40 protein-coding genes are annotated in these 22,815 nt (G+C 69.3%); 2 read left to right on the forward strand and 38 right to left on the reverse strand.

Annotation, left to right across the window (positions count from 1 at the left end; genetic code table 11):
• Positions 1-5: 5 nt before the first annotated feature.
• The 5 genes from ETP66_RS05565 to ETP66_RS05585 all read right to left on the reverse strand — a co-directional run bounded on the left by ETP66_RS05565 (position 6) and on the right by ETP66_RS05585 (position 4,218).
• Positions 6-953, reverse strand: a complete 948-nt coding sequence (locus ETP66_RS05565) for a polyprenyl synthetase family protein (protein ID WP_130841395.1) — start codon at positions 951-953, stop codon at positions 6-8.
• Positions 954-975: 22 nt separating this feature from the next.
• Positions 976-1,419, reverse strand: a complete 444-nt coding sequence (locus ETP66_RS05570; protein ID WP_130841397.1) for a hypothetical protein — start codon at positions 1,417-1,419, stop codon at positions 976-978.
• 63 nt (positions 1,420-1,482) lie between these two features.
• A complete protein-coding gene (locus ETP66_RS05575) occupies positions 1,483-2,118 on the reverse strand; it encodes a redox-sensing transcriptional repressor Rex (protein WP_130841399.1) in 636 nt (211 codons plus the stop codon).
• Complete coding sequence (locus ETP66_RS05580) at positions 2,115-2,870, reverse strand: SPOR domain-containing protein (RefSeq protein WP_130841401.1); 756 nt, start codon at positions 2,868-2,870, stop codon at positions 2,115-2,117. The genes ETP66_RS05575 and ETP66_RS05580 overlap by 4 nt, the downstream gene beginning before the upstream one ends.
• A gap of 1 nt (position 2,871) precedes the next feature.
• Positions 2,872-4,218: a tetratricopeptide repeat protein gene (locus ETP66_RS05585; RefSeq protein WP_130841403.1), complete on the reverse strand. Its 1,347-nt coding sequence runs from the start codon at positions 4,216-4,218 to the stop codon at positions 2,872-2,874.
• Positions 4,219-4,327: 109 nt separating this feature from the next.
• Between ETP66_RS05585 and ETP66_RS05590 the strand changes: the two genes are divergently transcribed.
• Positions 4,328-4,840, forward strand: a complete 513-nt coding sequence (locus ETP66_RS05590) for an HNH endonuclease (RefSeq protein WP_130841476.1) — start codon at positions 4,328-4,330, stop codon at positions 4,838-4,840.
• On the opposite strand, the gene ETP66_RS05595 is transcribed toward ETP66_RS05590, so the two are convergent.
• Both ETP66_RS05595 and ETP66_RS05600 read right to left on the reverse strand, forming a co-directional pair.
• On the reverse strand, positions 4,816-6,570 hold the full coding sequence (locus ETP66_RS05595; RefSeq protein WP_130841405.1) for a glycoside hydrolase family 13 protein: 1,755 nt from the start codon (positions 6,568-6,570) through the stop codon (positions 4,816-4,818). The two genes, ETP66_RS05590 and ETP66_RS05595, sit on opposite strands and share 25 nt — an antisense overlap.
• A 9-nt stretch (positions 6,571-6,579) precedes the next feature.
• Positions 6,580-7,413, reverse strand: coding sequence for a DMT family transporter (locus ETP66_RS05600; RefSeq protein WP_130841407.1), 834 nt, complete (start codon positions 7,411-7,413; stop codon positions 6,580-6,582).
• 45 nt (positions 7,414-7,458) lie between these two features.
• Here ETP66_RS05600 and ETP66_RS05605 point away from each other — a divergent pair, with 45 nt between their 5' ends.
• Positions 7,459-7,947, forward strand: coding sequence for a DNA cytosine methyltransferase (locus ETP66_RS05605; RefSeq protein WP_130841409.1), 489 nt, complete (start codon positions 7,459-7,461; stop codon positions 7,945-7,947).
• A gap of 97 nt (positions 7,948-8,044) precedes the next feature.
• Here ETP66_RS05605 and rplQ read toward each other — a convergent pair whose 3' ends face one another.
• From rplQ to rpsJ, 31 genes are all read right to left on the reverse strand, one after another.
• Complete coding sequence (rplQ, locus tag ETP66_RS05610; RefSeq protein WP_130841411.1) at positions 8,045-8,401, reverse strand: 50S ribosomal protein L17; 357 nt, start codon at positions 8,399-8,401, stop codon at positions 8,045-8,047.
• A gap of 4 nt (positions 8,402-8,405) precedes the next feature.
• Complete coding sequence (locus ETP66_RS05615; protein ID WP_130841413.1) at positions 8,406-9,344, reverse strand: DNA-directed RNA polymerase subunit alpha; 939 nt, start codon at positions 9,342-9,344, stop codon at positions 8,406-8,408.
• Between the two features lie 45 nt (positions 9,345-9,389).
• A complete protein-coding gene (gene rpsD, locus ETP66_RS05620; protein ID WP_130841415.1) occupies positions 9,390-10,019 on the reverse strand; it encodes a 30S ribosomal protein S4 in 630 nt (209 codons plus the stop codon).
• A 14-nt stretch (positions 10,020-10,033) separates the two neighbouring features.
• On the reverse strand, positions 10,034-10,423 hold the full coding sequence (gene rpsK, locus ETP66_RS05625; RefSeq protein ID WP_130841417.1) for a 30S ribosomal protein S11: 390 nt from the start codon (positions 10,421-10,423) through the stop codon (positions 10,034-10,036).
• 36 nt (positions 10,424-10,459) lie between these two features.
• Complete coding sequence (gene rpsM / locus ETP66_RS05630; protein WP_130841419.1) at positions 10,460-10,840, reverse strand: 30S ribosomal protein S13; 381 nt, start codon at positions 10,838-10,840, stop codon at positions 10,460-10,462.
• Between the two features lie 9 nt (positions 10,841-10,849).
• On the reverse strand, positions 10,850-10,963 hold the full coding sequence (gene rpmJ / locus ETP66_RS05635; protein ID WP_130841421.1) for a 50S ribosomal protein L36: 114 nt from the start codon (positions 10,961-10,963) through the stop codon (positions 10,850-10,852).
• A gap of 8 nt (positions 10,964-10,971) precedes the next feature.
• Positions 10,972-11,190: a translation initiation factor IF-1 gene (gene infA / locus ETP66_RS05640; protein WP_003043942.1), complete on the reverse strand. Its 219-nt coding sequence runs from the start codon at positions 11,188-11,190 to the stop codon at positions 10,972-10,974.
• Between the two features lie 7 nt (positions 11,191-11,197).
• Positions 11,198-11,965: a type I methionyl aminopeptidase gene (gene map, locus ETP66_RS05645; RefSeq protein ID WP_130841422.1), complete on the reverse strand. Its 768-nt coding sequence runs from the start codon at positions 11,963-11,965 to the stop codon at positions 11,198-11,200.
• Positions 11,965-12,519, reverse strand: a complete 555-nt coding sequence (locus ETP66_RS05650; RefSeq protein WP_130841424.1) for an adenylate kinase — start codon at positions 12,517-12,519, stop codon at positions 11,965-11,967. The genes map and ETP66_RS05650 overlap by 1 nt, the downstream gene beginning before the upstream one ends.
• A gap of 8 nt (positions 12,520-12,527) precedes the next feature.
• Entirely contained in the window at positions 12,528-13,844 is a 1,317-nt protein-coding gene (secY, locus tag ETP66_RS05655) for a preprotein translocase subunit SecY (RefSeq protein WP_130841426.1), read from the reverse strand.
• A gap of 1 nt (position 13,845) precedes the next feature.
• A complete protein-coding gene (gene rplO, locus ETP66_RS05660; RefSeq protein ID WP_130841428.1) occupies positions 13,846-14,298 on the reverse strand; it encodes a 50S ribosomal protein L15 in 453 nt (150 codons plus the stop codon).
• Complete coding sequence (rpmD, locus tag ETP66_RS05665; RefSeq protein WP_130841430.1) at positions 14,295-14,477, reverse strand: 50S ribosomal protein L30; 183 nt, start codon at positions 14,475-14,477, stop codon at positions 14,295-14,297. Before rpmD ends, rplO begins: the two co-directional genes overlap by 4 nt.
• Positions 14,477-14,950, reverse strand: a complete 474-nt coding sequence (rpsE, locus tag ETP66_RS05670) for a 30S ribosomal protein S5 (protein WP_130841432.1) — start codon at positions 14,948-14,950, stop codon at positions 14,477-14,479. The genes rpmD and rpsE overlap by 1 nt, the downstream gene beginning before the upstream one ends.
• A 9-nt stretch (positions 14,951-14,959) precedes the next feature.
• On the reverse strand, positions 14,960-15,298 hold the full coding sequence (rplR, locus tag ETP66_RS05675) for a 50S ribosomal protein L18 (RefSeq protein WP_130841433.1): 339 nt from the start codon (positions 15,296-15,298) through the stop codon (positions 14,960-14,962).
• A gap of 8 nt (positions 15,299-15,306) precedes the next feature.
• Positions 15,307-15,849: a 50S ribosomal protein L6 gene (rplF, locus tag ETP66_RS05680; protein WP_130841435.1), complete on the reverse strand. Its 543-nt coding sequence runs from the start codon at positions 15,847-15,849 to the stop codon at positions 15,307-15,309.
• Complete coding sequence (gene rpsH, locus ETP66_RS05685) at positions 15,849-16,265, reverse strand: 30S ribosomal protein S8 (protein WP_130841437.1); 417 nt, start codon at positions 16,263-16,265, stop codon at positions 15,849-15,851. The genes rplF and rpsH overlap by 1 nt, the downstream gene beginning before the upstream one ends.
• Before the next feature lie 68 nt (positions 16,266-16,333).
• Positions 16,334-16,519, reverse strand: a complete 186-nt coding sequence (locus ETP66_RS05690) for a type Z 30S ribosomal protein S14 (RefSeq protein WP_038048041.1) — start codon at positions 16,517-16,519, stop codon at positions 16,334-16,336.
• Between the two features lie 7 nt (positions 16,520-16,526).
• Positions 16,527-17,075 (reverse strand): 50S ribosomal protein L5, encoded by a 549-nt coding sequence (gene rplE, locus ETP66_RS05695; protein WP_130841439.1) that lies wholly within the window; start codon positions 17,073-17,075, stop codon positions 16,527-16,529.
• Between the two features lies 1 nt (position 17,076).
• On the reverse strand, positions 17,077-17,409 hold the full coding sequence (rplX, locus tag ETP66_RS05700) for a 50S ribosomal protein L24 (protein ID WP_130841441.1): 333 nt from the start codon (positions 17,407-17,409) through the stop codon (positions 17,077-17,079).
• A complete protein-coding gene (gene rplN / locus ETP66_RS05705; RefSeq protein ID WP_130841442.1) occupies positions 17,409-17,777 on the reverse strand; it encodes a 50S ribosomal protein L14 in 369 nt (122 codons plus the stop codon). The genes rplX and rplN overlap by 1 nt, the downstream gene beginning before the upstream one ends.
• Positions 17,774-18,091: a 30S ribosomal protein S17 gene (gene rpsQ / locus ETP66_RS05710; protein ID WP_130841444.1), complete on the reverse strand. Its 318-nt coding sequence runs from the start codon at positions 18,089-18,091 to the stop codon at positions 17,774-17,776. Before rpsQ ends, rplN begins: the two co-directional genes overlap by 4 nt.
• On the reverse strand, positions 18,084-18,281 hold the full coding sequence (gene rpmC, locus ETP66_RS05715) for a 50S ribosomal protein L29 (RefSeq protein ID WP_130841446.1): 198 nt from the start codon (positions 18,279-18,281) through the stop codon (positions 18,084-18,086). Before rpmC ends, rpsQ begins: the two co-directional genes overlap by 8 nt.
• Entirely contained in the window at positions 18,268-18,693 is a 426-nt protein-coding gene (gene rplP, locus ETP66_RS05720) for a 50S ribosomal protein L16 (RefSeq protein ID WP_130841448.1), read from the reverse strand. Before rplP ends, rpmC begins: the two co-directional genes overlap by 14 nt.
• A 4-nt stretch (positions 18,694-18,697) precedes the next feature.
• Entirely contained in the window at positions 18,698-19,417 is a 720-nt protein-coding gene (gene rpsC / locus ETP66_RS05725) for a 30S ribosomal protein S3 (RefSeq protein ID WP_130841450.1), read from the reverse strand.
• The gene (rplV, locus tag ETP66_RS05730; protein WP_130841452.1) at positions 19,407-19,748 is read right to left on the reverse strand and encodes a 50S ribosomal protein L22; all 342 of its coding nucleotides are present in this window, start codon (positions 19,746-19,748) and stop codon (positions 19,407-19,409) included. The genes rpsC and rplV overlap by 11 nt, the downstream gene beginning before the upstream one ends.
• 2 nt (positions 19,749-19,750) lie before the next feature.
• On the reverse strand, positions 19,751-20,032 hold the full coding sequence (rpsS, locus tag ETP66_RS05735; protein WP_011173711.1) for a 30S ribosomal protein S19: 282 nt from the start codon (positions 20,030-20,032) through the stop codon (positions 19,751-19,753).
• An 8-nt stretch (positions 20,033-20,040) separates the two neighbouring features.
• Positions 20,041-20,871 (reverse strand): 50S ribosomal protein L2, encoded by an 831-nt coding sequence (gene rplB, locus ETP66_RS05740; RefSeq protein WP_130841454.1) that lies wholly within the window; start codon positions 20,869-20,871, stop codon positions 20,041-20,043.
• 49 nt (positions 20,872-20,920) lie between these two features.
• A complete protein-coding gene (locus tag ETP66_RS05745) occupies positions 20,921-21,211 on the reverse strand; it encodes a 50S ribosomal protein L23 (protein ID WP_130841456.1) in 291 nt (96 codons plus the stop codon).
• On the reverse strand, positions 21,208-21,825 hold the full coding sequence (gene rplD / locus ETP66_RS05750) for a 50S ribosomal protein L4 (protein WP_130841458.1): 618 nt from the start codon (positions 21,823-21,825) through the stop codon (positions 21,208-21,210). The genes ETP66_RS05745 and rplD overlap by 4 nt, the downstream gene beginning before the upstream one ends.
• An 11-nt stretch (positions 21,826-21,836) precedes the next feature.
• Positions 21,837-22,457, reverse strand: a complete 621-nt coding sequence (gene rplC, locus ETP66_RS05755; protein ID WP_130841460.1) for a 50S ribosomal protein L3 — start codon at positions 22,455-22,457, stop codon at positions 21,837-21,839.
• Positions 22,454-22,771 (reverse strand): 30S ribosomal protein S10, encoded by a 318-nt coding sequence (gene rpsJ / locus ETP66_RS05760; protein ID WP_014514873.1) that lies wholly within the window; start codon positions 22,769-22,771, stop codon positions 22,454-22,456. Before rpsJ ends, rplC begins: the two co-directional genes overlap by 4 nt.
• Positions 22,772-22,815 lie beyond the last annotated feature (44 nt).

Below are 22,815 nucleotides of genomic sequence, written 5' to 3' on the forward strand. Positions count from 1 at the left end.
GGCCCTCAAGAGAGCCTTTCCGCCTCCCTCAGGGCCAGCTCCCGCAGGGCCTCCTTGTAGGGGGAGTCAGGGAGGGGCTTTAGGGCCTCCGCCGCCAGGCGGGCCCGCTCGCGGATGCGCCTTTCCACCTCCTCCGCCACCCCGCTCTCCCGGGCCAGGGCCCTTAGCCGCTCCAGGTCGCCCGGCTCCTGCCCCCGGCGGCGCAGGACCTCCCGCACCTCGGGGAAGCGCTCCATGAGGAGAAGGGTGGCTAAGGTGGCCTTGCCCTCCCTCAGGTCCCCCCCCACGGGCTTGCCCAGGCGCTCGGGGGTGCCCAGGAGGTCCAGGTAGTCGTCCCGCATCTGGAAGGCCTGGCCGTAGAGGAGGCCGAAGCGGGCCAGGGCCTGGCGCACCCCCCCGTCCACCCCCTTGAGGAGGGCGGGGCCTTCCGTGCAGAGCTCCATCAGGACCGCGGTCTTGGCGGTGATGATCCTCTCGTAGTTCTCCAGGGAGTAGTCCTCCAGGGCCGCCACCTGGAACTGCAGGACCTCCCCTTCGCTCAGGGTCCGGGCCACCTCCGCAAAGCGCTCCACCAGCTCCATGCGCCCGGTCCTGGCGATCACGTGGAGGAGCCGGGAAAGGAGGAAATCCCCGGAGAGGACGCTCACCGCGTTGCCGTATTTGCGGAAGGCGGCCTCCTTGCCCCGCCGCGTCTCGGCGTCGTCGATGAGGTCGTCGTGGAGCAGGGTGGCGGAGTGGAGGAGCTCCACCGCCAGGGCCAGCTCCAACTCAAAGGGAGCCCCCCCGATGGCCCTCGAGGCCAGGAAGACCAGCCGGGGGCGGATGCGCTTCCCCCCTGCGGTCACCAGGTCCTGGTGGATGAGGCGCACGAAAAGGACGTCGGACTGGACCAGCTCGGAAAGGGCCTCCTCAAAGCGGAGCAGGGGGGCCTCGAGGTCGGCAAGGACCGTCACGCCCCCCAGTATAGCCCTAGGATCAGTAAAGCTCTATCGGCGCCGGCAACGAAAGTACCTTTTCCTGACCGTTGGGGGAGATCGACCGGTACTTAACCGCCTGGACAGGCGAAAGGGGTGTAGGGGAGCTTTTGTCCACCTGCCGGGTATACGGGCCGCATGGGTCCGTGTTGGCGGGTGGGCAGGACTGGGGGATAAGGAAAGGCGACTCCACCTGGTTGTTCGAAGCGTCCAGAAGCTCCACTATGCCCACGCCCGAGCCGGGCAGGGAGTAGAGCACGATTTGGTAGCTGTAGGTGTAAGTGGTGTTGCCGTTTTGGTCTGTTTCTGTTTTAAAGGAGAGGTTTTCCCGCGAAACCAGAACCGTGGGTCCGCTGAAGGCAATACCCCCCTCGAAGAAGTTGCTGCACCCTGCGAGTCCCAAGAGCATCAACCCGAAACCGAAGCGAACTGCTAACCCCTTCATCCCATCATCTCCTCTCGCCACTTGNCCAGAACGCCTGCTAGCAGCTTGAGCGTTTTCATAATCTCACCCCATCATCTCCTCTCGCCACTTGGGATTCAGTATAGCAAAGCTGAGCCGGGCCAGGCCCGCCAGGAAGTCCACGTTCTCCACCGCCACCTCCTTGGGCACCTCCAGCACCGTGGGGGCGAAGTTGAGGATGCCCTTGATCCCCGCGGCCACCAGGCGGTCGGCCGCCTCCTGGGCCGCTTCCCGGGGCACGGTGAGGAGGGCGATCTCGATGCGCCCCGGCACCCTTTGGGGCAGGAGGTCCATGGGCTCGATCACCCCGCCCCGCACCGGGCGGCCGATCTTCTCCGGGTCCACGTCAAAAAAACCTCGGAGCTCAAAGGTCTCCCCGAACCCCGGGTAGTCGGCCAGGGCGCTGCCCAGGCGGCCCATGCCCACGATGGCAAGCCCCCAGCGGCGGCTCAAGCCCAGGATGTGGCGCAGCTCCCGCTTGAGCACCGCTACGGTGTAGCCCACCCCCCGGGTGCCGTAGGAGCCGAAGTAGGAGAGGTCCTTGCGCACCTGAAAAGCCGTCACCTGGGCCTCCTCGGCGAGCTGCTCGGAGCTGGTGCGGTGGACCCCCTTGGCCTCCAGCTCCTCCAGGATGCGCAGGTAGGTGACCAGGCGGCTGATGGCGGCGCTGGGAACCTTCATCGCACCTCCAAGACCTCCAGGCCCATGGCCTCCAGCCTGGACCGCACCGCCTGCCGTTCCCCCTCGGCCACCGGCCCCACCCGCACCCGGAAGACCCCGTCCCTGGCCAGGACCACCGGCAAGCCTGCCTCCCGGAGGCGGGCGGCCAGGGCCAGGGCGTTCTCCTCGCGGGCGAAGGCTCCCACCTGGAAGTAGACCTGCCCCGCCGCCGGGGGGGCCGCCCCCTGGCCCCGGTAGACCTGGGGCCCGTAGGCGGCGAGGGCCTGGGCCACCCGCCGGGCCTCGGCCTCGGAGGCGTAGGGGCCCACCACCACCCGGGTCAGGTTGCCTGCGGGCTCTAACCGGGCCGGGTAGCCTTGCCGCACCAGCTCCCGCTGGAGCCGGAGGGCGTTCTCCGGGTCGGCGAAGGCCCCCACCGCCACCCGGAAGGCCCCCCCCGCAGGAGCGGGCGGGGCCGCAGGAGCAGGGGATGGGACCGCAGGGGCCGGAGGGGGCGCAGGCTGGGGAGGGGTTGCGGGCGGCGGCTCCCTGGGGGCCTCGGGCAGGGGGATGACCGTGACCAGGGGTTCGGGCGGCCCCTCCGCCGCCGGGGGGGCTGGTCGGGGCGCGATGGGGGCCGGGGAGGGGGAAGGGGCCCCCTGGGGCCGGGCAAAGGGGTTGATCCCGGTGAGGTAGAGGACGATGCCCGCGGCCACGAGGGCGATGAGGAGAAAGATGAAGAGGTCCAGCCAGTTGTCCCGCAACCAGCCCATCCTACCTCCTGAGGAGGGCCTGGGCCTCCTGGGAACCCAAGGCGGCGGCCTGCCTGAGGGCCCGCTCCGCCTCCGCCTCCCGGGCCAGGCCCAGGAGGGCCAGGCCCAGGTTGTACCAGGCGGCGGCCAGCCGGGGAGCTGCCGCCAGCACCTCCCTGAGGACCAGCTCCGCCTCACCGAAGCGCCTCAGGGCCAAAAGGCCCGCGGCCAGGTTGGCCCCCACTTCAGGACCCCCCCCTGCCCGGTGCAGGGGGCCCAGAACGGCCACCGCCTCCTCCGCCCGGCCCAGCTCCAGGAGGATGGCCCCCCGCAGGGCCTGGGCCTCCGCCCCCGAGGCCCCCTCCAGGAGGGCCAGGGCCTCGGCCCGCCGCCCCAGGGCGTAGGCGGCCTGGGCCTGGAGGAAGGTCCCCGGAGGCCCGGCCTCGGCGGCATAGCGGTAGGCGCTGGCGGCATCGCCGAGCCGCAGGTAGGCCGCAGCCAAGCCCAGGGCCACCTGGGGCTCGGGGGCCGCCCGGTAGGCGGCGAGGAGGTGGGGCAAGGCCCCCCGGGCGTCCCCCGCCCCCAGCCGCCTTTGGCCCAAGAGGTAGGCCGCCTCCCAGAGGGAGGGGTCCAGGGCGTAGGCCTCCCGCAGGAGGGGCTCGGGGGCCTCGGAGAGGAGGGCCTTGCGCAGGAGGAGGCGGGCCCTGGCGGGGCCCGCCACCGCCTGGAGCCCCCGGTCCAGCTCCCTGAGGGCCCGCTCCCTGAGGCCCTCCTCCGCCAGGATGCGGGCCAGGAGGTCCCAGGCCTCGGCCACCCCGGGGTCCTGGTTCAGGAGGCCGTAGAGGACGGGGACCGCCTCCGCCCGCGCCCCGGAGGCGTAGAGGGCCTGGGCCAGGGCCAGGCGGTAGGCGGGACTCCGCTCCGGGGTGAGCCCCCGCCTCAAGGCCTCCGCCGCCTCTCGGGGGCGGCCCGCCTGGCTGAGGGCGCTGGCCAGGGCTAGGTGGGCCTCCTCGGTGGGCCGCAGGGCCACCGCCCGGGCGAGGGCCTCCGCGGCCTCCCCCGGCCGGCCCAGGCGCAGGAGGACCTGGCCCAGGTTGAAGTGGCCCTCGTAGCGCTCGGGGAAGACCCGCACCATCTGGTCGAAGGCGAAGCGGGCCTCCTCCAGCCGGCCCAGGCGGAAGAGGGCCACCCCCAGGCCCAGGTGGGCCTCGAGGCGGCCGTAGTCCCGGGCCAAGAGGTCCTCGTACAGGAGGACCGCCTGCCCATACTGGCCTGCCCGCAACAGGGCTTCCGCCTGCTCCAGGGCGGGCTGAGCCAGGACGAGCCCGCCCCCGAGGAGGACCAGGAGTTTGGAAAAGGGTCGCATCATAAGGGCCTCCCAACCCGCCGTTGCCCCTAGCATAGCACAGGGGGAAGGAAAACCTCCAAGCGGGGGCCTCTGCTATCCTGAAGGGGTGGGGGTGGGCGGCGAAAAACCCCTGGACCTGGACGCCCCGCAGGTCCTGGTCCTCAACGCCGGGTACGAGGTCCTGGGCCTTTGCAGCATCAAGCGAAGCGTCCTCCTGGTGCTCTCCGGGGGGGCGGAGGCCCTTGCGGAAAGCGGCCGCCACCTGCACACCCCCTCCACCCGGATCCCCGTGCCCAGCGTGATCCGCCTGAAGCGCCTGGTGCGCCGAGGCCCGAGCCGCACCCCTCTAAACCGCCGCAACGTCCTGAGGCGGGACCGCTACACCTGCCAGTACTGCGGCCGGCAGGGGGGCGACCTCACCGTGGACCACGTCCTGCCCCGAAGCCGGGGAGGCAAGAGCAGCTGGGACAACCTGGTGGCCGCCTGCCGCCCCTGCAACCTGAGGAAGGGGGACCGCACCCCCGAGGAGGCGGGGATGCGCCTCCTCAGGCCCCCCCGGGCGCCCAAGGCGCCCCTTTTTCTTTCCGACCTGAGGGAGATCCCCGCAGACTGGCGGCCCTACCTGGAGGCCCTCTTGAGGTAAAGGGCCCCCACCCCGGGCACCTCCGCCTGGCCCAAGAAGCGCTTTCCCGTGAGGAGGTCCCGCCATGCGCCGGGGGGCAGGGGCAGAACCTCGGGAGCCTGCCCGTTGTTGAAGGCCAGGAGCAGGGCCTCCTCCCCCTGCCCCCGCCAGAAGGAGAGGAGGGGCCCCTCGGCCAGGTGGGTGGCGAAAGCCCCCGCCCGCAGGGCGGGTTCCTCCCGCTTGAGACTGGCCAAGGCCGCCACGTAAGCCCGCATCTCCCCCGAGCAGGCCTCCCAGGGGAGGGGGCGCCGCTGGAGGTCGTGGGGCTCCCGCTCCCCCAGAAGGGCGCACTCCTCCCCCTGCCAGACCACGGGCACCCCGGGGAGGGCGAAGAGGAGGGCCAGGGCCAGCCGGGCCCGGTCCCGGTCGCCCCTCAGGTCGGAGAGGAGGCGGGAGGTGTCGTGGGAGCTCACCAGGTTGAAGCCCATGGCCGCGGCGGCCTCGGGGTAGAGGGCGTAAAGCTCCGCCAGCTCCCTCAGGGCCCTGGGCCCCCCGAAGAGGGCGGGGTGGAGCCCCTGGGCGTAGCGCAGGACGATGTCCCGGCCCAGGGCGTAGTTCATGAGGCTGTCAAAGGTGTCCCCCCGCACCCAGCGAGGCGCCCGCTCCCAGATCTCCCCCACCAGGTAGACCTCGGGGTCCACCGCCCGCAGGCGCCGCCTCAGCTCCTGGAAGAAGGCTTCGGCGTTCAGAAGCTCCAGGGGAGCGTCCACCCGCACCCCCCGGAAGCCGAAGCGCACCCAGCGCTCCGCCACCCCGAAGAGGTAGGCCTGGACCTCCGGGTTCAGGGTGTTCAGCTTGGGCAGGCTGGCCACCCCCCACCAGCTCTCGTAGGCCGTGGGGTCCCCGGGGCGGAAGGGGTAGCGCCGGATGAAGTACCAGTTCCAGTAAGGGGAGGCAGGCCCACGCCGCACCACGTCCTGGAAGGCGAAGAAGCCCAGCCCCGTGTGGTTGGGGACGAAGTCGAAGACCACCCGGATGCCCAGGGCCTCGGCCCGCCGCAGGAGCTCTGCCAAGAGGGCCTCGTCCCCCAGGTGGGGGGCCACCCGCAAGGGGTCGTGGACGTCGTAGCCGTGGGCGCTCCCCGCCAGGAAGATGGGGTTCAGGTAGAGGAGGCTCACGCCCAGCTCCGCCAGGTAGGGAAGCTGCCGCAAAATCCCCTGCAGGTCGCCGCCGTAGTACTGGTGGCAGCAGTGCATGGGCCCCGGGGGATCCTCCCAGCGGGAGAGGTGGGGCCTGGGCCCGCCCCGCTCCTGCCAGACCTGGTTGTAGCGGAACTCGTTGTACTCCAGGGCCAGATGGTCGTTGCCGGGATCGCCGTTATAGAAACGGTCGGGGAAGATCTGGTACCCCACCCGCCCCTCCAGCCAGGGGAGGGCCCGGAAAGGGGTGGAAGGGGGGAGGAAGGGGCCGAGGAGCCGCTCCCCTTCCGGGGTGCGCAGGCGGATCTGGTAGGGCCGGGCCTCGGGGAGAACCCCCCGCCAGACCTCCCGCCCCGGGAGGGAAAGCTGCCGGGCCATGGGCCAGGCCCGCCCTTCCTGGAGGAGGTGGGCCTCCCGCACCTCCCCCGCCCCCGCCTGGAAGCGCACCGCGTACCCCTGGGGCAGGGCGGAGAACTGGGCGGGGTCCCCCGGGTCGTGGCCCTGGGCGAAGGCCAGGGCCAGGAGGAGGGTTAGGGCATGGAAGCGCTTCATGCCCCGAGTCTACCGCCGCACCGTGAGGAGGACGGCGAGGAGCACCAGACAGGCCCCCAGGTAGCCCAAGGGGGAAAGCACTTCCCGAAAGAGGAGGAAGGCGAAGAGGTTGGCCACCACGGGCTCCAGGGTGGCCACCACGCTGGCCCGGGTGGCGGGCAAGCGCCTAAGCCCTGCGTAGTAGGCCAGATAGGCCCCGTAGGTGGAGAAGGCCCCGAGAAAGAGGAGGGCGAGGAGGGCCTCCCGGCTCAAGGGGGCGAACTCCGCGAAGGGCAAAAGCCCCAAGGCCCCCACGGGCAGGGCGTAGAGGAAGAGGGTAGGGGTGGCGTAGCGGGGCAGGTAGAGCTTGCCGAAGATGTAGTAGAGGGCATAGGTGAAGCCGGAAAGGAGGCCGAAGAAGAGGGCCAGGGGCCCGGCCCGCACCCCGCTCCCCCCGCCTAGGCCCATCAGGGCCACCCCCAGGAGGGTGAGGGCCACGGCGAGAAGCCCCAGGCGGTCCAGGGGCTCCTTCAGCACCAGGAAGGAGAGCAAGGCCACCCAGGCGGGGGCGGTGTAGAGGAGGACCGAGGCCAAGGCCGCCCCCCCGTAGCCCACGGCAAGCTGGTACGCCCCGTAGAAAAGGGCAACCCCCACCAGGCCGAAGAGGAGGAGGGCCGGGAGGTCTTTGGGCTCCACCCGCACCTGGCGGAGGAGGAGGGCGTGGAGGCCGAAGAAGGCCCAGGCGATGAGGGCCCGGAAGAAGGCCACCCCAAGGGGAGGAAGTCCCTCCTGGAAGGCCAGCCGACTCACGGGCCCGATGAGCCCCCAGAGGGAGGCCGCCAGGAGCAGGTACAGGTAGCCCACGGGCAGAGAGTATAATCCCCCAAGGTGCCCTATGGAGGCCGACCTATGAGCGCGCGCACCCTCTTTGCCCTTTTGCTCCTCCTCCTCCTCGCCCTCTTCGCCTGGCTCAACTGGGGGGAGATCACAAAGCCCACCTCCCTCTCCCTGGGCCTCACCCGGGTGCAGGCCCCCCTGGGCCTGGTGCTGGTGGTGGCCCTGGGGGTGGTCTCCCTCCTCTACCTGATCTTTACCCTCGGCTTGGAAACCGCGGCCCTCTTGGAGGTGAGGCGCTACGCCCGGGAGCTTCTCCACTACAAGAAGCTGGCCGAGGAGGCAGAGCAGAGCCGCTACAGCGAACTCAGGCGGTACCTGGAGGCCGAGCTCGCCCGCCTGGGGGAGGCGGAGAGGGAGGAGATCCGGGCCCTCGAGGCCCGCCTCCTGGAAACCCTGGAGCGGCACGGCAACACCCTGGCCGCCTACATCGGGGAGCTGGAGGACCAGCTCCTCAGGCGCCTGGGCCCTGCGGACGGCCCTGCGGACGGAGAAAAAGGCTGAGGCCCCTGGCCGCTAGGCCCCCACCGCCTCGCCCAGGGGAGAGGGTGCCCCGCTGGCTGCAGGGCCCCACGCGGACCTCGCTCCGCGTGGGGTAGCGCTACTCCACCAGCTCCACCAGGGCCAAGGGGGCCCCATCCCCCCGGCGGCGCTCCGCCAGCTTCAGCACCCGGGTGTACCCTCCGGGGCGGTCCTGGTACCTGGGGGCGATCTCGTCGAAGAGCTTGCGGGTGAGCTTGACGTCCTGCAGGTCGCGGAGCACCAGGCGGCGGGCGTGCAGATCCCCCCGCTTGGCCAGGTGGATGAGGTGGTCGATGAAGCCGGTGAGCTCCTTGGCCTTGGGCAGGGTGGTGGTGATGCGCCCGTGGGCCAGGAGGCTCTTGGCCTGGTTGCGGTAGAGGGCCAGGCGGTGGGCGGAGTGGCGGCCGAGCTTCCTTCCAGATTTCAGGTGGCGCATGGTCTCACTCCTTCAGGGCGAAGCCCCGCTTGGCCAGGGCCTCGCGGATCTCCTCTAGGCTCCTCTCCCCTATGCCGGGGATGTTCTTGAGGTCCTTGAGGTTGAGGGCCAGGAGGGCCCGCACGGACTCAATCCCCTCCTCCTTGAGGCTGTGGAGCACCCGGGTGGAAAGGCCGAGCTCCTCCAAGGGGAAGTCCTCCTCCTCCTTCTCCCCCCTCTCCGGCTGAGGGGCCTCCGCGGGGGCCAGGGCCGTGGCCTGGGGGTTGGCGAAGTAGGAGAGGTGCTCCCTCAGGATCTCCACCGCCTGGTTGAGGGCCTCCAGGGGGGTGACGGAGCCGTCCGTCCAGACCCGGAGGGTGAGCTTGTCCAGGTCGGTGCGCTGGCCCAGGCGGGTGTCCTCCACCTGGAAGGCCACCCGGCGCACCGGGGAGAAGAGGGCGTCCACGGGGATGGCGTTGATGCGGTCCTTGATGCCGTGGCGCTCCGCGGGCACGTACCCCACGCCCCGGTCCACCCGCACCTCCATGTAAAGCCGCCCCCCCTCCTCCAGGGTGGCGATGGGGAGGTCGGGGTTCAGGATCTCCGCGTCCGGGGGCACGGTGAAGTCCGCCGCCCGCACCGTCTTGGGGCCCTCGGCGCGGAGGACCAGGGTGGCGGTCTGGACCTTGGGGTCCAGCAGGCGGACCACCAGTTCCTTGAGGTTCAAGACGATCTCCACCACATCCTCCTTGACCCCGGGGATGGTGGAGAACTCGTGGAGGACGTCCTCGATGTAGACGCTGGTGACCGCCGTCCCGGGGATGGAGGAAAGGAGGATGCGCCGCAAGGGGTTGCCCAGGGTGACGCCAAAGCCCCGTTCTAAGGGCTCCAGGACGAACTCCCCGTACTCCCGCCCCTGGGTGCGCACCGTGAAGACCGGGGCTTTCAGCTTGCTCTCTAGCATAGGCCTCCTCGCTGACGGGGCCCGGCAGGGCCAGGCCCCTCCGGGTCACCTGGAGTAGAACTCGATCACCAGCTGCTCGTTCACGGGCAAGGCCAGATCCTCCCGGTCGGGCAGGCGCAGGAACCTGCCCTTCATGGCCTCCGGGTCCAGGGAGAGCCAGGGGCCTACCTTGCGGCCCTTCATGGCCTCGAGGTTCTCCCGGATGAAGGCCAGGTTCCGGCTCCCCTCGGCGATGGCGATCTCGTCCCCCGGCCTCACCCGGTAGGCGGGCAGGTCCACCCGGCGGCCGTTTACCGTGATGTGGCCGTGGCGCACCATCTGCCGGGCCTGGCGGCGGCTGCTGGCGAAGCCCAGCCGGTAGACCACGTTGTCCAGGCGGGACTCCAGGAGGCCCAGGAAGACGGTGCCCGTGACCCCCTTTTTGCGGCTGGCCTCCTCGAAGAGGTTCCGGAACTGGGTTTCCGAGATCCCGTAGATGCGGCGGAGCTTCTGCTTCTCCCGGAGGCGCACCGCGTAGTCGGAGGGGCGGCGCGCCCGACGCTGGCCGTGCTGGCCCGGGGGGTAGGGGCGGCGCTCCATGGCGCACTTAGGGCTGTAGCACCTTTCCCCCTTCAGGTAGAGCTTGACCCCTTCCCGGCGGCAGAGGCGGCAAACTGGTCCAATATAGCGACCCATCTTCTCCCAACTCCTTACGAGGCCTTGCGGAACTTCTTCTTGGGCCGGCAGCCGTTGTGGGGCACGGGGGTGTCGTCCACGATGGACTTCACCTGGAGGCCCGAGGCTTGCAGGGCCCTTATGGCCTGCTCCCGGCCCGCCCCGGTGCCCCGGACCACCACGTCCACGCTCCCCATACCGTAGGCCATGGCCTTCTTGGCGGCGTCCATGGCCGCAAGCTGGGCGGCGTAAGGCGTGCCCTTGCGGCTCCCCTTGTAGCCGATAACCCCGCCCGAGGACCAGGTGATGGGGTTGCCCTCGGGATCGGTGATGGTGACGATGGTGTTGTTGTAGGAGGCGTGGATGTAAGCCTTACCGCTGGCCACCTGCCGCTTGACCTTTTTCTTCGTCGTCTTTCTGGCCATACTCTCCCTCTTGGAGTATCCTCTGGCCCTAGGGGGCTACTTCCTGGGGGCCTTCTTCTTCCCCGCCACGGTCTTGCGGGGGCCCTTGCGGGTGCGGGCGTTGGTGCGGGTGCGCTGGCCCCTCACCGGCAGGCCCCGGCGGTGGCGGAGGCCCCGGTAGCAGCCGATGTCCATGAGGCGCTTGATGTTGGCGGCCACCTCGGCCCTAAGCTCCCCCTCCAGCTTCCAGGCGTTCTCCACGTACTCGCGGAGCCGCACCACCTCGGTCTCGCTGAGATCCTTGACCCGGGTGGCCGGGTCGATGCCCACCTTCTCCAGGGCCTCCTTGGCCCGTGCGGGCCCCACCCCGTAGATGTAGGTGAGGGCCACGTCCACCCGCTTGTTCCTGGGAATCTCCACCCCTGCGATCCTCGCCACGGTCCCTCCCTACCCCTGCCGCTGCTTGTGCTTGGGGTTTTGGCAGATCACGTACACCCGGCCGTGCCGGCGCACCACCTTGCACTTCTCGCACATCTTTTTGACCGAAGCCCTTACCTTCATGGCGCCTCCTACTTCCGGTAGACGATGCGGCCCCGCGTGGGGTCGTAAGGGGTGATCTCCACCACCACCCGGTCCCCAGGGAGGATGCGGATGTAGTGCATGCGCATCTTACCCGAGATGTAGGCCAGGATCTCCGGTCCCGAGTCCAGCTTTACCCGAAAGGTGGTGTTGGGCAGGGCCTCGGTGACCACGCCTTCCGCCCGAATGGTGTCCTTCTCCTTCGCCATACCCCTCCTACCCTGCCCGCACCAGGGGAACCCCGGTGAGGAGCTCCGGGCCTTCCTCCGTCACCAAGACGGTGTTCTCGTAGTGGGCGGCGAGGTTGCCCCTTCCGGCGCTCGCCGTCCAGCCATCTTCCAATATTACCACAGGGGCCGGGCGTAAGGTGACCATGGGCTCGAGGGCCAGGGTCATGCCGGGGCGGATCTTGGGGCCCGTGCCCGGCTTGCCGAAGTTGGGGACCTGAGGGTCCTCGTGGATCTCCCGCCCCACCCCGTGCCCCACGAACTCCCGCACCACCCCGTAGCCCCGGCTTTCCAGAAAGCGCTGCACCGCGTGGGCCACGTCCCCGATGCGGAAGCCCGGGCGGAGGTACCGCATCCCCTCCCAGAAGGCGGCCTCGGTATCCCGGATGAGCCTTTCCGCCTCCGGGGAAACCCGGCCCACGGGGAAGGTGCGGGCCATGTCCGCGGCGAAGCCCCCGTAGAGGAGGCCCACGTCCACGGAGAGGATGTCCCCCTCCTCCAGGGGCTCCTCCGAGGGGATGCCGTGGACCACCACCTCGTTCACCGAGGCGGTGAGGGTGGCGGGGAAGCCGTAAAGCCCCAGGAAGGCGGGCCTGGCCTTGCGCCTACGGATGGCCTCGTAGGCGATCCGGTCCAGCTCCTTGGTGGTGATCCCCGGGGCCACGTGGCGGGCCACCTCCTCCATCACCTCGGTGAGGAGGGCCCCTGCCTCCCGCATGCGCTCGACCTCCCAGGGGCTTTTCAGCTTGACGGCCATCAGATGCCCAAAGCCTCCCGGATGCGGGCGTAGACCTCGTCGGGGGTGCCCAGGCCCTCCACCCGCCGGAGGGCACCCCTCCCCTCGTAGTAGCGCACCAGGGGTTCCGTCTTCTCCCGGTAGACCTCCAGCCTACGGCGGATGGTCTCCTCGTTGTCGTCGGAGCGGCCCTCCAGCTCGGCCCGCCGGAGCATGCGCCGGAGGAGCTCCCCCTCGGGCACCTCCACCAGCACCACGCCGAGGAGGCGGGTACCCGTCTCCTGCAGGAGCCGGTCCAGGGCCTCCGCCTGGGGGAGGGTGCGGGGGAAGCCGTCCAGGATCACCCGCTCGGCGAGCTCCTCCCGGATGAGGGCCAGGATGAGCGCGTCCGGCACCAGGTCCCCCCGGTCCATGATGGGCTTCACCTCCTGGCCCAGGGGGGTGCCCCGGGCCACGTGGTCCCGCAGGAGGTCCCCGGTGGAAAGCTTCTTGAAGCCCAGCTCCTCCGCCAGCCTGGCCGCTTGGGTGCCCTTGCCCGCCCCCGGCGGCCCTAAGAAGATCACCGCTTCGCCCATCATCCCTCCTAGCGCGTGCGGCCGCGGATGCGGCCCTTGGAGAGGAACCCCTCGTAGTTGCGGAGCATGAGCTGGCTCTCGATCTGCCTGAGGGTGTCCAGGGAAACCCCAACCACGATGAGGAGGCCGATGCCGGAGAAGGCGATGCTTTGGACCCCGGTGAGGTTCTGGATGACCTGGGGCAGGGCGGCCACCAGCCCCAGGAAAAGGGCCCCCCAGAGGGTGAGGCGGCTGACGATATGTTCCAGGAACTTCACCGTGGGTTCCCCGGGACGGATGCCGGGGATGAACCCCCCGTACTCCCGCAGGCTTTCCGAGATGCGCCGGGGGTCGAACTGCACCGCGGTGTACACGTAGGTGAAGAGGATGATGAGGAGCACCTCGATGATCAGGCCCGAGGCCCGGGTGGGATCGAAGAAGCGGGCGATGGCCTGCAGGATCTGGTTGTCCTGGAAGGGGGCGGTGAGGAAGATGGGGATCTGCAGGATGGCGGCGGCGAAGATGATGGGGATCACCCCGGCGGCGTTCAGCTTGATGGGGATGTAGGTGGCCTGTCCCCCGTAGACCCGGCGGCCCACCACCTTGCGGGCGTACTGGACGGGGATCCTTCGCTCCGACTGCTGCACCGCGGCCATCCCGGCGAAGGCCAGGACGATGAAGGCCAGGAAGAAGAGGAAAGCCACCAGGTTCACCTCCCCCGTGCGGATGAGGCCCACGGTGCGCAGGATCTGGGGCAGCCACTCCACCACGATCCCGGCGAAGATGATCACGCTAGGGCCGTTCCCCACCCCGTACTCGGTGATCCGCTCCGCCATCCAGAGGAGGAGGGCGATCCCCGCCACCTGGGTGACCACCACCACCAGCCAGAAGAAGGGGCCCGGGGTCCAGCCGGGCAGGAGGAAGCGGCCGCCATCGGCCCCGAGAAAAGCCGTGGCCAGGAAGAAGCCCTGAAAGGCCCCCAGAGCGATGCCGCCGATGCGGGTGTACTGGGTGATGACGCGGCGACCCTCCTCGCCTTCCTTGGAGAGTTTCTCCAAGGCGGGGACCACGTTGACCAGAAGCTGCATGATGATGGCTGCGGTGATGTAGGGCATGATCCCCAGGGCGAAGATGGAGAAGCGCTCGAAGTTGCCGCCGGAGAAGAGGTTGATGATGCCGAAGACCCCCCCCTGGGCGGTGCGCAGGAACTCCTGGATCTTGTCCAGGTCCACCCCCGGGGTGGGGATGAAGGCCCCCAGCCGGTAGGCGGCGAGCACAAGGAGGGTAAAGAGGATGCGTTGGCGAAGCTCGGGGATGGCTAGAGCGCTCCGGAAGGCCTTCAGCATCTCAGGCCTCCAGGAGGACGGGTTCGCCGCCCGCGGCCTTCAGCTTCTCCAGGGCGCTTTTGGAGAAGGCGTGGGCCACCACCCTGAGGGCCTTGGCCTCACCCTCACCCAGCACCTTAAGCCGGTAGCCCTTCTTCAGGATCCCCGCCTGGACCAGAGCTTCCGGGGTCACCTCCCCCTCGAAGCGGGCAAGGTCCCGCAGGTTCACCCCCTGGTATTTGGGCCGCCGGATCTCCCCGGGTACCTGGCCCTGCATGCCCCGCTTGGGCAGGCGCATGAGGGTGGTGGAACGGCCGCCCTCGAAGCGGCGGGGGTCCTTGAGGCCACCGGAGCGGGATTTCTGGCCCTTGTGACCGCGGGTGGCCGTCTTGCCATGGCCGGACCCGGGGCCCCGGCCCACCCGCTTGCGCCGCCGGTTGGCCCCAGGGTTGGGTTTCAGGTCGGTAAGCTTCATTCCACCACCTCCACCCGCACCAGGTGGGCCACCTTCTGGATGTTGCCCCGGATGGCCGGATGGTCTTCAAAGACCCGCTCCCTGTGCATCCGGGTCAGCCCCAAGGCCTTCAGAGCCGCCTTCTGGTCCTTGGGGTAACCGATGGGGCTCTTCACCAGCTTGACCTTCAGCCTGGCCATCACTCCTCCCCGCCTTTCCTGAGGCGCTCCACGTCCTCCCTAGTCTGGAGCCTCTTGAGGGCCTCCATGGTGGCGTAGGCGATGTTGATGGGGTTGCGGCTGCCCAGCTCCTTGGTGAGGATGTCGGTGACCCCGGCGAGCTCCAGGATGGCCCGGGGCACCGCCCCGGCAATCACCCCCGTGCCGGGGGCCGCGGGCTTGAGGAGGATCTTGGAGGCTCCGTACTCCACCTCGATCTCGTGGGGGATGGTGCCGTTCATGAGGGGCACCTCCACCATGTGGCGGCGGGCGTAGTACCCCGCCTTCTGCACCGCCAGGGGTACCTCCTTGGCCTTGCCCAGGCCCAGGCCCACCCGGCCCTGCCGGTCCCCCACCACCACCAAGGCCCCGAAGCGGAAGCGGCGGCCCCCCTGGTAGGTCTTGGCGGTGCGCCGCACCAGGATCATCTTCTCCTCAAAGTCGGTCTCGGGCATGCTCCCTCCCTAGAACTCCAGGCCCCCTTCCCGGGCGCCCTCCGCCAGGGCCTTCACCCGGCCGTGGTACTTGTAGGGCCCGCGGTCAAAGGCCACCTGCCTGATGCCCCTGGCCAGGGCCTTTTCCGCCAGGGCCCGCCCCACCTGCCGGGCCACCTCGGTCTTGTTGCCCTTGAGCTTCAGGGCCAGGCTGGACTCCGCCACCAGGGTCTCGCCCCTCTCGTCGTCGATGATCTGGGCGTAGATGTGCTTGAGGCTGCGGAACACGGAAAGCCTTAGCCTCCCCGCGCGCTTGACGCGGTTGCGCACCCGGAAGGTGCGGCGCTCCAACGCGGTAAGCCGTGCCATGCTCCCCCCTACTTCTTTACCCCGGCCTTGCCGGGCTTGAGGCGGACGGGTTCGCCCGCGTAGTAGATGCCCTTCTCGTGGTAGGCGCTGGGCTTTTTGACGGCCCTGAGGTTGGCGGCCACCTGGCCCACCCTCTGCTTGTCGATGCCCAGGACGCGGATCCTCGTGGGCTCGGGCACCTCGAAGGTGATCCCTTCGGGGGGCTCCACCACCACCGGATGGCTGAAGCCCACGGTGAGCTCCACCGCCCGGCCCGCCAGCCTCGCCCGGTAGCCGATGCCCTTGATGAGTAGCTCCCTCACGTACCCCTCGGAGACCCCCTTGACCGCGTTGGCGATCAGGGTGCGGGTAAGCCCGTGAAGACTCTTGTGGCGGCGCTCGTCCGAGGGGCGCTCCACCCGGACCACGCTCCCCTCCACCACCACCCGCATCTCCGGGGAAACGGGCACGGAAAGCTCGCCCTTGGGGCCCCTCACCTTCACGAGCCCCGGGGCCACCTCCACCGTGACCCCCTTGGGCAAAGGAATGGGAAGCCTGCCGATCCTGGACATCACCACACCTCGCAGATGAGCTCGCCGCCCACCCCTAGCCGCCGGGCCTCCCGGTCGGTGAGAACCCCCTTGGGGGTGGACAGGATGGCGATCCCCAGACCCCGGCGCACCCTCGGGATCTCCTTGACCCCCACGTACACCCGCCGCCCGGGGCGGCTGATGCGGCGGATGTGGTTGATGACCTGCTCAGGGCGGGGATCCAGCCCCTGGCGCCTGGGCCCGTACTTCAGGTGGATGCGCAAGTAGGGCTTGTCCCCCACCTCCACCCGCTCGTACCCCTTGATGAAACCCTCCCGCGCCAGGATCTTGAGGATCTCCTCCTTGAAGCGGGAGGCGGGCACCTCGGTGCTCTCCTTGTAGACCCGGGTGGCGTTCCGGATCCGGGTCAGCATGTCGGCGATGGGGTCGGTCAGCATTTCCTCTCTCCTTTTCGCTCACTCCTGGACCATGCGGTCTCGAGGGAACCCCCCCGACCGGCCACGGCCTACCAGCTGGCCTTCCGCACCCCGGGAAGCTGGCCCTTGTGGGCAAGTTCCCGGAGGCAGAGGCGGCAGAGCCCGAAGTAGCGGTAGACGCTCCGGGCCCTCCCGCAGCGCACGCAGCGGGTGTAGGCCCGCACCTTGAACTTAGGGGTACGCTTGGCCTTTTCGATCAGCGCTTTCCTGGCCATGCTCGCCTCACCTGCGGAAGGGGAAGCCCAAAAGCTCCAAAAGGGCCTTGGCCTCCTCGTCGGTCCGGGCGGTGGTGACCACCGCGATGTCCATGCCCCGTAGGGCGTCCACCATGTCGTAGGTGATCTCGGGGAAGATGAGCTGCTCCTTAAGGCCCAGGTTGTAGTTGCCGCGGCCGTCGAAGCTCCCCGGGTTCACCCCCCGGAAGTCCCGGATGCGGGGGAGGGCCACGTTGAGGAGCTTCTCCAGGAAAATCCACATCCGGTCGCCGCGCAGGGTGACCCTAAGGCCAATGGGCATCCCCTTGCGCAGTTTGAAGTTGGAGATGGACCGCTTGGCCCGGGTGATGGCCGGCTTCTGCCCGGTGATGAGGGCGAGCTCCTTGGAAGCCTTCTCCAGAATACGGGCGTCCTCCTTGGCCTCCCCCAGGCCCTGGTTCACCACCACCTTCAATAGCCTCGGCACCTCCCAGACGTTCTGGTAGCCAAAGCGGCGGATAAGCTCGGGCCGGACCTCCTCGTGGTACTTCTTCTTGAGCGCAACCTCTAGCGGCATCTTATCCCTCCGCGTCCAAGGCCCCGCCGCACTTGGCGCAGACCCGGATCTTGCGGCCATCCTCGAGGAACTTCTTGCGCACCCGGGTGGGCTTGCCGCAGGCGGGGCAGATGGGGCGCACCTTGGAGGCGTGCAGGGGGGCCTCCTGCTCCACGAAGCCCCCTTGGGGGTGCTGGGGGCTCACCCGCACCGCCTTCTTGACCAGGTTGACCCCCTCCACGATGACCGCCTCCTTTTGGGGAAGGACGGTTTTCACCTTCCCCACCTGGCCCTTGTACTTGCCCGAGGCCACCAGGACGGTGTCCCCCTTTTTTACGTGCAGCTTGGCCCGCATCAGAGCACCTCCGGCGCCAGGGAGACGATCTTCATGAAGCCCTTCTCCCGCAGCTCCCGCGCCACGGGGCCGAAGACCCGGGTGCCGCGGGGCTCCAGCTGGTTGTTGATGATGACGGCGGCGTTGTCGTCAAAGCGGATGGCGGAGCCATCGGGGCGCTTGACCTCCTTCCGGGTGCGCACCACCACCGCCTTGACCACGTCCCCCTCTTTGACGGCCCCACGGGGGATGGCCTCCTTGACGCTGGCCACGATCACGTCCCCCACGGTGGCGTACTTGGCGTTGGAGCCCTTGAGCACGCGGATGCACATGATCTTGCGGGCCCCGGTGTTGTCGGCCACCTCGAGGTAGGTCTGGGGCTGGATCATGCCTTACCTCCCCGCTTGGAAAGGCTCTGGTAGTTCTGGCGCCGGACCAGGTACTTCTCCACCAGGTCCAGCCTGCCCCCCTCCACCAGGCGCAGCACCCGGAAGCGCTTGCGCTTGGAGATGGGCCGGGCCTCGATGATCTCCACCACGTCCCCCACCTTGTACCGCTCCTCGGGGTCGTGGGCCAGGTACTTCTTGGAGCGGCGGATCACCTTGCCGTAGAGGGGGTGGGGGAACTGGCGCTCCACCAGGACCGCCACGGTCTTCTGCATCCGGTCGCTCACCACCACCCCGGTCAGCACCTTCTTAGGCATGGGGCCTCCTCTTTTCCCGCAAGATGGTGAGCAGGCGGGCGATCAGGCGCCGGACCTCCCGGACCCGGTGGTTTTGGGAGAGCTGTCCGATGGAGGCCTGGAAGCGGAGGTCCATAAGCTCCCGCTTCTTCTCCCGCAAGAGCTTCTCGATCTCCGCTGGGGAGAGCTTGCGGATCTCACTGGGCTTCATCGTAGGCATCCCTCCGTACGATCTTGGTCCGGATGGGGAGCTTGTGGCCGGCGATGCGCAGGGCTTCCAGGGCCTGGGCCTCCGTGACCCCCGCCACCTCGAACATCACCCGGCCCGGCCGCACCACGGCCACGTACCCCTCCACGTTGCCCTTGCCCTTGCCCATCCGCACCTCCAAGGGCTTCTTGGTGTAGGGTTTGTCGGGAAAGACGCGGATGAAGATCTTGCCCCCGCGGCGGAAGTGGCGCACCATGGCCACCCGGGCGGCCTCGATCTGCTGGGCGGTGATCCAGGCGGGCTCCATGGCCACCAGGCCGAAGTCCCCGAAGGCCACGTAGTCCCCCCCCTTGGCCGCCCCCTTCATGCGACCCCGGTGCTGCTTGCGGTACTTCATGCGCCTGGGCATCAGCATGGCCTCATTCCTCCTTCTTCACCCGCACGGCAGGGCGGCGCCGGCGGGGCCGCTCCTCGGACCTGGGGGCCTCAAGGCGCGCCTTGGCCTTCTGGCCGCCGATCACCTCGCCCAGGAACACATAGGCCTTGACCCCCAGCACCCCGTAGGTGGTGCGGGCCAGGGCGAAGCCGTAGTCTATGTTAGCACGAAGGGTGTGAAGGGGCACCCGCCCCTCGGCCGCCCACTCCGTGCGGGCCTGCTCCGCGCCCCCGATGCGGCCGGAGACGATCACCTTGGCCCCTTTGGCCCCCGCTTCCATGACCCGCTGGACCGCCTGCTTGATGGAGCGGCGCACGGCGAAGCGGCGCTCGATCTGCTCCGCCACCCGCTGGGCCACCAGGGGAGCGGAGAGGTTGGGGTTGTGGATCTCCTGGACGTTTAAGGCCACGTTCCTCCCGGTAACCTTGGCCAGGGTGTCCCGCAGGACCTTGATCTTCTCCCCGCCGCGGCCGATGACCACCCCGGGCTTGGCCACGTGCACGGTGACGGCCACGTTGTCCGCGGCCCGTTCGATGTCGATGCGGGCCAGGCCCGCAGGGTAGAGCTCTTTGGTGAGGAGGTCACGGATCCTCTGGTCCTCCAGAAGGAGGTGGCGGTAGGCTTTCTTGCCGGCGTACCAGCGGGACTCCCAGTCCCGGGTGATGCCGAGCCGGAGGCCGATGGGGTGGATTTTATTTCCCATGCTTCTCCCCCAAGATCACCGTGATGTGGCTGGTCTTCTTCCTGATGATGTCCGCCCGGCCCCGGGCCCGGGGGAGCACCCGCTTGAGGGCGGGCCCCTCGTCCACATAGGCCGCCTTCACGAAGAGCCGGTCCTCCAAGAGGTCGTGGTTGTTCACCGCGTTGGCGGCAGCGGACTCCAGCACCTTGGCCACGTGGTGGGCCCCCCGCTTGGGGGTGTAGCGCAGGAGGGCGCGGGCCTCCTCCAGGCTCTTCCCCCGGATCAGGTCCACCACCAGCCGGACCTTCCTGGGGGCGATGCGCACGTAACGGGCAATGGCTTTCGCTTCCATGGCTACTTCTTCTTGGTGGCCTTGGCCTCTTTGCCGTGCCCCCGGTAGGTGCGGGTGGGGGCGAACTCCCCCAGCTTGTGCCCCACCATGTTCTCGGTGATGTAGACGGGCACGTGCTGCTTGCCGTTGTAAACGGCGATGGTGTGGCCCACCATCTCGGGGACGATGGTGGAGCGGCGGCTCCAGGTCTTGATGAGCCGCTTCTCCCCCTTGGCGTTGAGCTCCAGCACCTTCTCCAGGAGGTGGTCATCGACGAACACGCCTTTCTTCAGGCTACGCGGCATGGCTCACCTCACTTCTTGCGCCGGGCGAGGATGAAGCGGCCCGAGGGCTTGCGCCGCTTCCGGGTCTTCTGCCCCTTGGTCTGCCAGCCCCAGGGGGAGGCCGGGGGACGGCCCCGGGGCGCCCGGCCCTCGCCGCCCCCATGGGGGTGGTCCACCGGGTTCATGGCCGCGCCGCGCACGTGGGGCTTGCGGCCGAGCCAACGGGTACGGCCCGCCTTGCCCAGGACGATGTTCTTGTGGTCGGGGTTGCCCACGGCCCCGATGGCGGCGTAGCACTCCCCGTGCACCTTGCGGAGCTCGCCGGAGGGGAGGCGGAGGATCACGTAGTCCCCCTCCCGGCCCTGGATCTGGATGCCGGTGCCGGCGGAGCGGGCCAGCTTGGCCCCCTTCTTGGGCTCCAGCTCCACCGCGTGGACCACGGTGCCCACGGGGATGAAGCGCAGGGGAAGGGCATTGCCCACGGCGATGGGGGCATCGGGCCCCGCCACCACCTCCTGCCCCACCCCTAGCCCCTCCGGGGCGAGGATGTAGCGCTTTTCCCCATCCCGGTAGTGCAGGAGGGCGATGCGGGCGGAGCGGTTGGGGTCGTACTCGATGGCCGCCACCTTGGCGGGGACACCCGCCTTGTCCCAGCGCCGGAAGTCGATGATGCGGTAGAGCCGCTTGTGGCCGCCCCCCCGGAAGCGGGCGGTAATGCGGCCCTGGTTGTTGCGGCCCCCGGTCTTCTTCAGGGGTTTGACCAAGGACCGCTCCGGCTCCGTCTTGGTGATCTCGGAGAAGTCGGCCACCGCCATGAAGCGGCGGCTTGGGGTGTAGGGTTTGAACTTCTTAAGCGGCATGCTCTTGCCTCCCTGCCGGATCGGGGCCGGGCTCCCCTCCCGGCGAGGTCTAGATGAGGCCCTCCAGGGCCTCGATCTTCTGCCCGGGGGCCACCTGCACGATGGCCTTCTTGCGGTCGGGGCGCCGGCCCAGGTAACGGCCCAGGCGCTTCTTCTTGCCCCGCACCCTCAGGGTGTTCACCCCCACCACCTTGACCTTGAAGGCGGCCTCCACCGCGTTTTTGATCTCGGTCTTGGTGGCCCGCGGGTGCACCCAGAAGGCGTACTTGCCTTGGGCGAAGCCGGCGTAGGCCTTCTCGGAGAGGACGGGGGCCAGGATCACGTCGAAGGCGGTCTTCACGCCTCACCCCCCAAGCGGGCCTGGAAGGCCTCCCAGGCCTTCAGGTCCATGACCAGGCGCTCCGTGCGCAGGATGTCGTAGACGTTGAGCCCTTCGGGGCTCAAGGCCACCACCCAGGGAAGGTTGCGGGCCGCCCGGCGCACGGGTTCGCTTTCCGCCACCAGGAGCACGCTCTCGGAGCCATCGAGCCCCGCACCCTTAGCCCAGGCCAGGAACTCCTTGGTCTTGCCGTTTACCCCAGCGAAGTCCTCCACCAGGAGGAGCTTCCCCTCCCGGGCCCGGTCGGCCACGGCCATGGCCAGGCCCGCCCTGCGCACCTTCTTGGGCAGGGTGTAGCCGTAGTCCCGGGGCTTGGGGCCGAAGACGGTGCCGCCCCCCACGAAGATGGGGGCGCCGATGTCCCCGTGGCGGGCCCGGCCGGTGTGCTTCTGGGGGTAGATCTTGCGGCCCGAGTAGGCCACCTCCCCCCGGGTCTTGGTGCTGGCGGTGCCCCGGCGCCTCTTGGCCAGCTGCCAGCGCACCACCTCCCAGAGGAGGTGGGGGTTCACCTCCTGGGGCAGTTCTGCGGCAAGCTCCCGTCTGCCGGAAGAGGAAAGGACTGGGATCTGGTACACCGCACCCTCCTTCACTGGGCCACCTTCTTGGTCTCGCGCACCAGCAAGAGGCCCCCGCTGGGCCCGGGGACGGCGCCTTTGACCAGAAGCAGGTTTTCCTCGGGGATCACGTCCACCACCTCGAGGTTCATCACCGTGACCCGCTCCGCCCCGTAGCGGCCGGCCATCCGCTTGCCCTTGTAGACCCGGCCCGGGGTCTTGCGGTTGCCGATGGAGCCCGGGTGGCGGTGGATCTTGTGGGCGCCGTGGGAGTCGGGGCCGCCCGCGAAGTTCCAGCGCTTCATCACCCCTGCGGTGCCCCTCCCCTTGGAGGTCCCGGTCACGTCCACCCGTTCCCCGGGCCGGAAGATCTCCACCGTCACCACGTCCCCCTCGGGGCTGAAGCCGCGGATCTCCTTGAGGAAGCGCACCGGGGCCACCCCCGCCTTGGCGAAGTGCCCCTTCATGGGCCGGTTCACCCGCTTGGGGTTCTGAGGCAGGAAGCCCAGCTGCACCGCGGTGTACCCGTCCTTCTCCGGGGTGCGCCGCCCCACCACGGGGCAGGGCCCGGCCAGGATCACGGTGACGGGGATGGCCCGGTCCTCCCGGTAGATCCGGGTCATGCCCACCTTGGTGCCCAGGATGCCCTTCACTTGCCACCTCCCACGGTCTTGATCTCGATCTCCACCCCGGTGGGCAGGTCCAAGGACATGAGGCTCTCGATGGTCTTGCGGTTGGGGTTCAGGATGTCCACCAGGCGGTTGTGGGTGCGGAGCTCAAAGTGCTCCCGGGAGTCCTTGTGCTTGAAGGGGCCCCGGATCACGGTGAAGCGCCGCACCCGGGTGGGCAGGGGCACGGGGCCACTGACCTGGGCCCCGGAGCGCCTAGCGGCCTCCACGATCTTCTGGGCCGAGGCGTCCAGGGTCTTGTGGTCGAAGCCCCGCAGCTTGATGCGGATCTTGGGCATGCCCCACCTCACTCCAGGATTTTGGTGACCACCCCGGCCCCCAC

This window comes from Thermus thermamylovorans (assembly GCF_004307015.1).
In the GTDB taxonomy this organism is placed as follows: domain Bacteria; phylum Deinococcota; class Deinococci; order Deinococcales; family Thermaceae; genus Thermus; species Thermus thermamylovorans.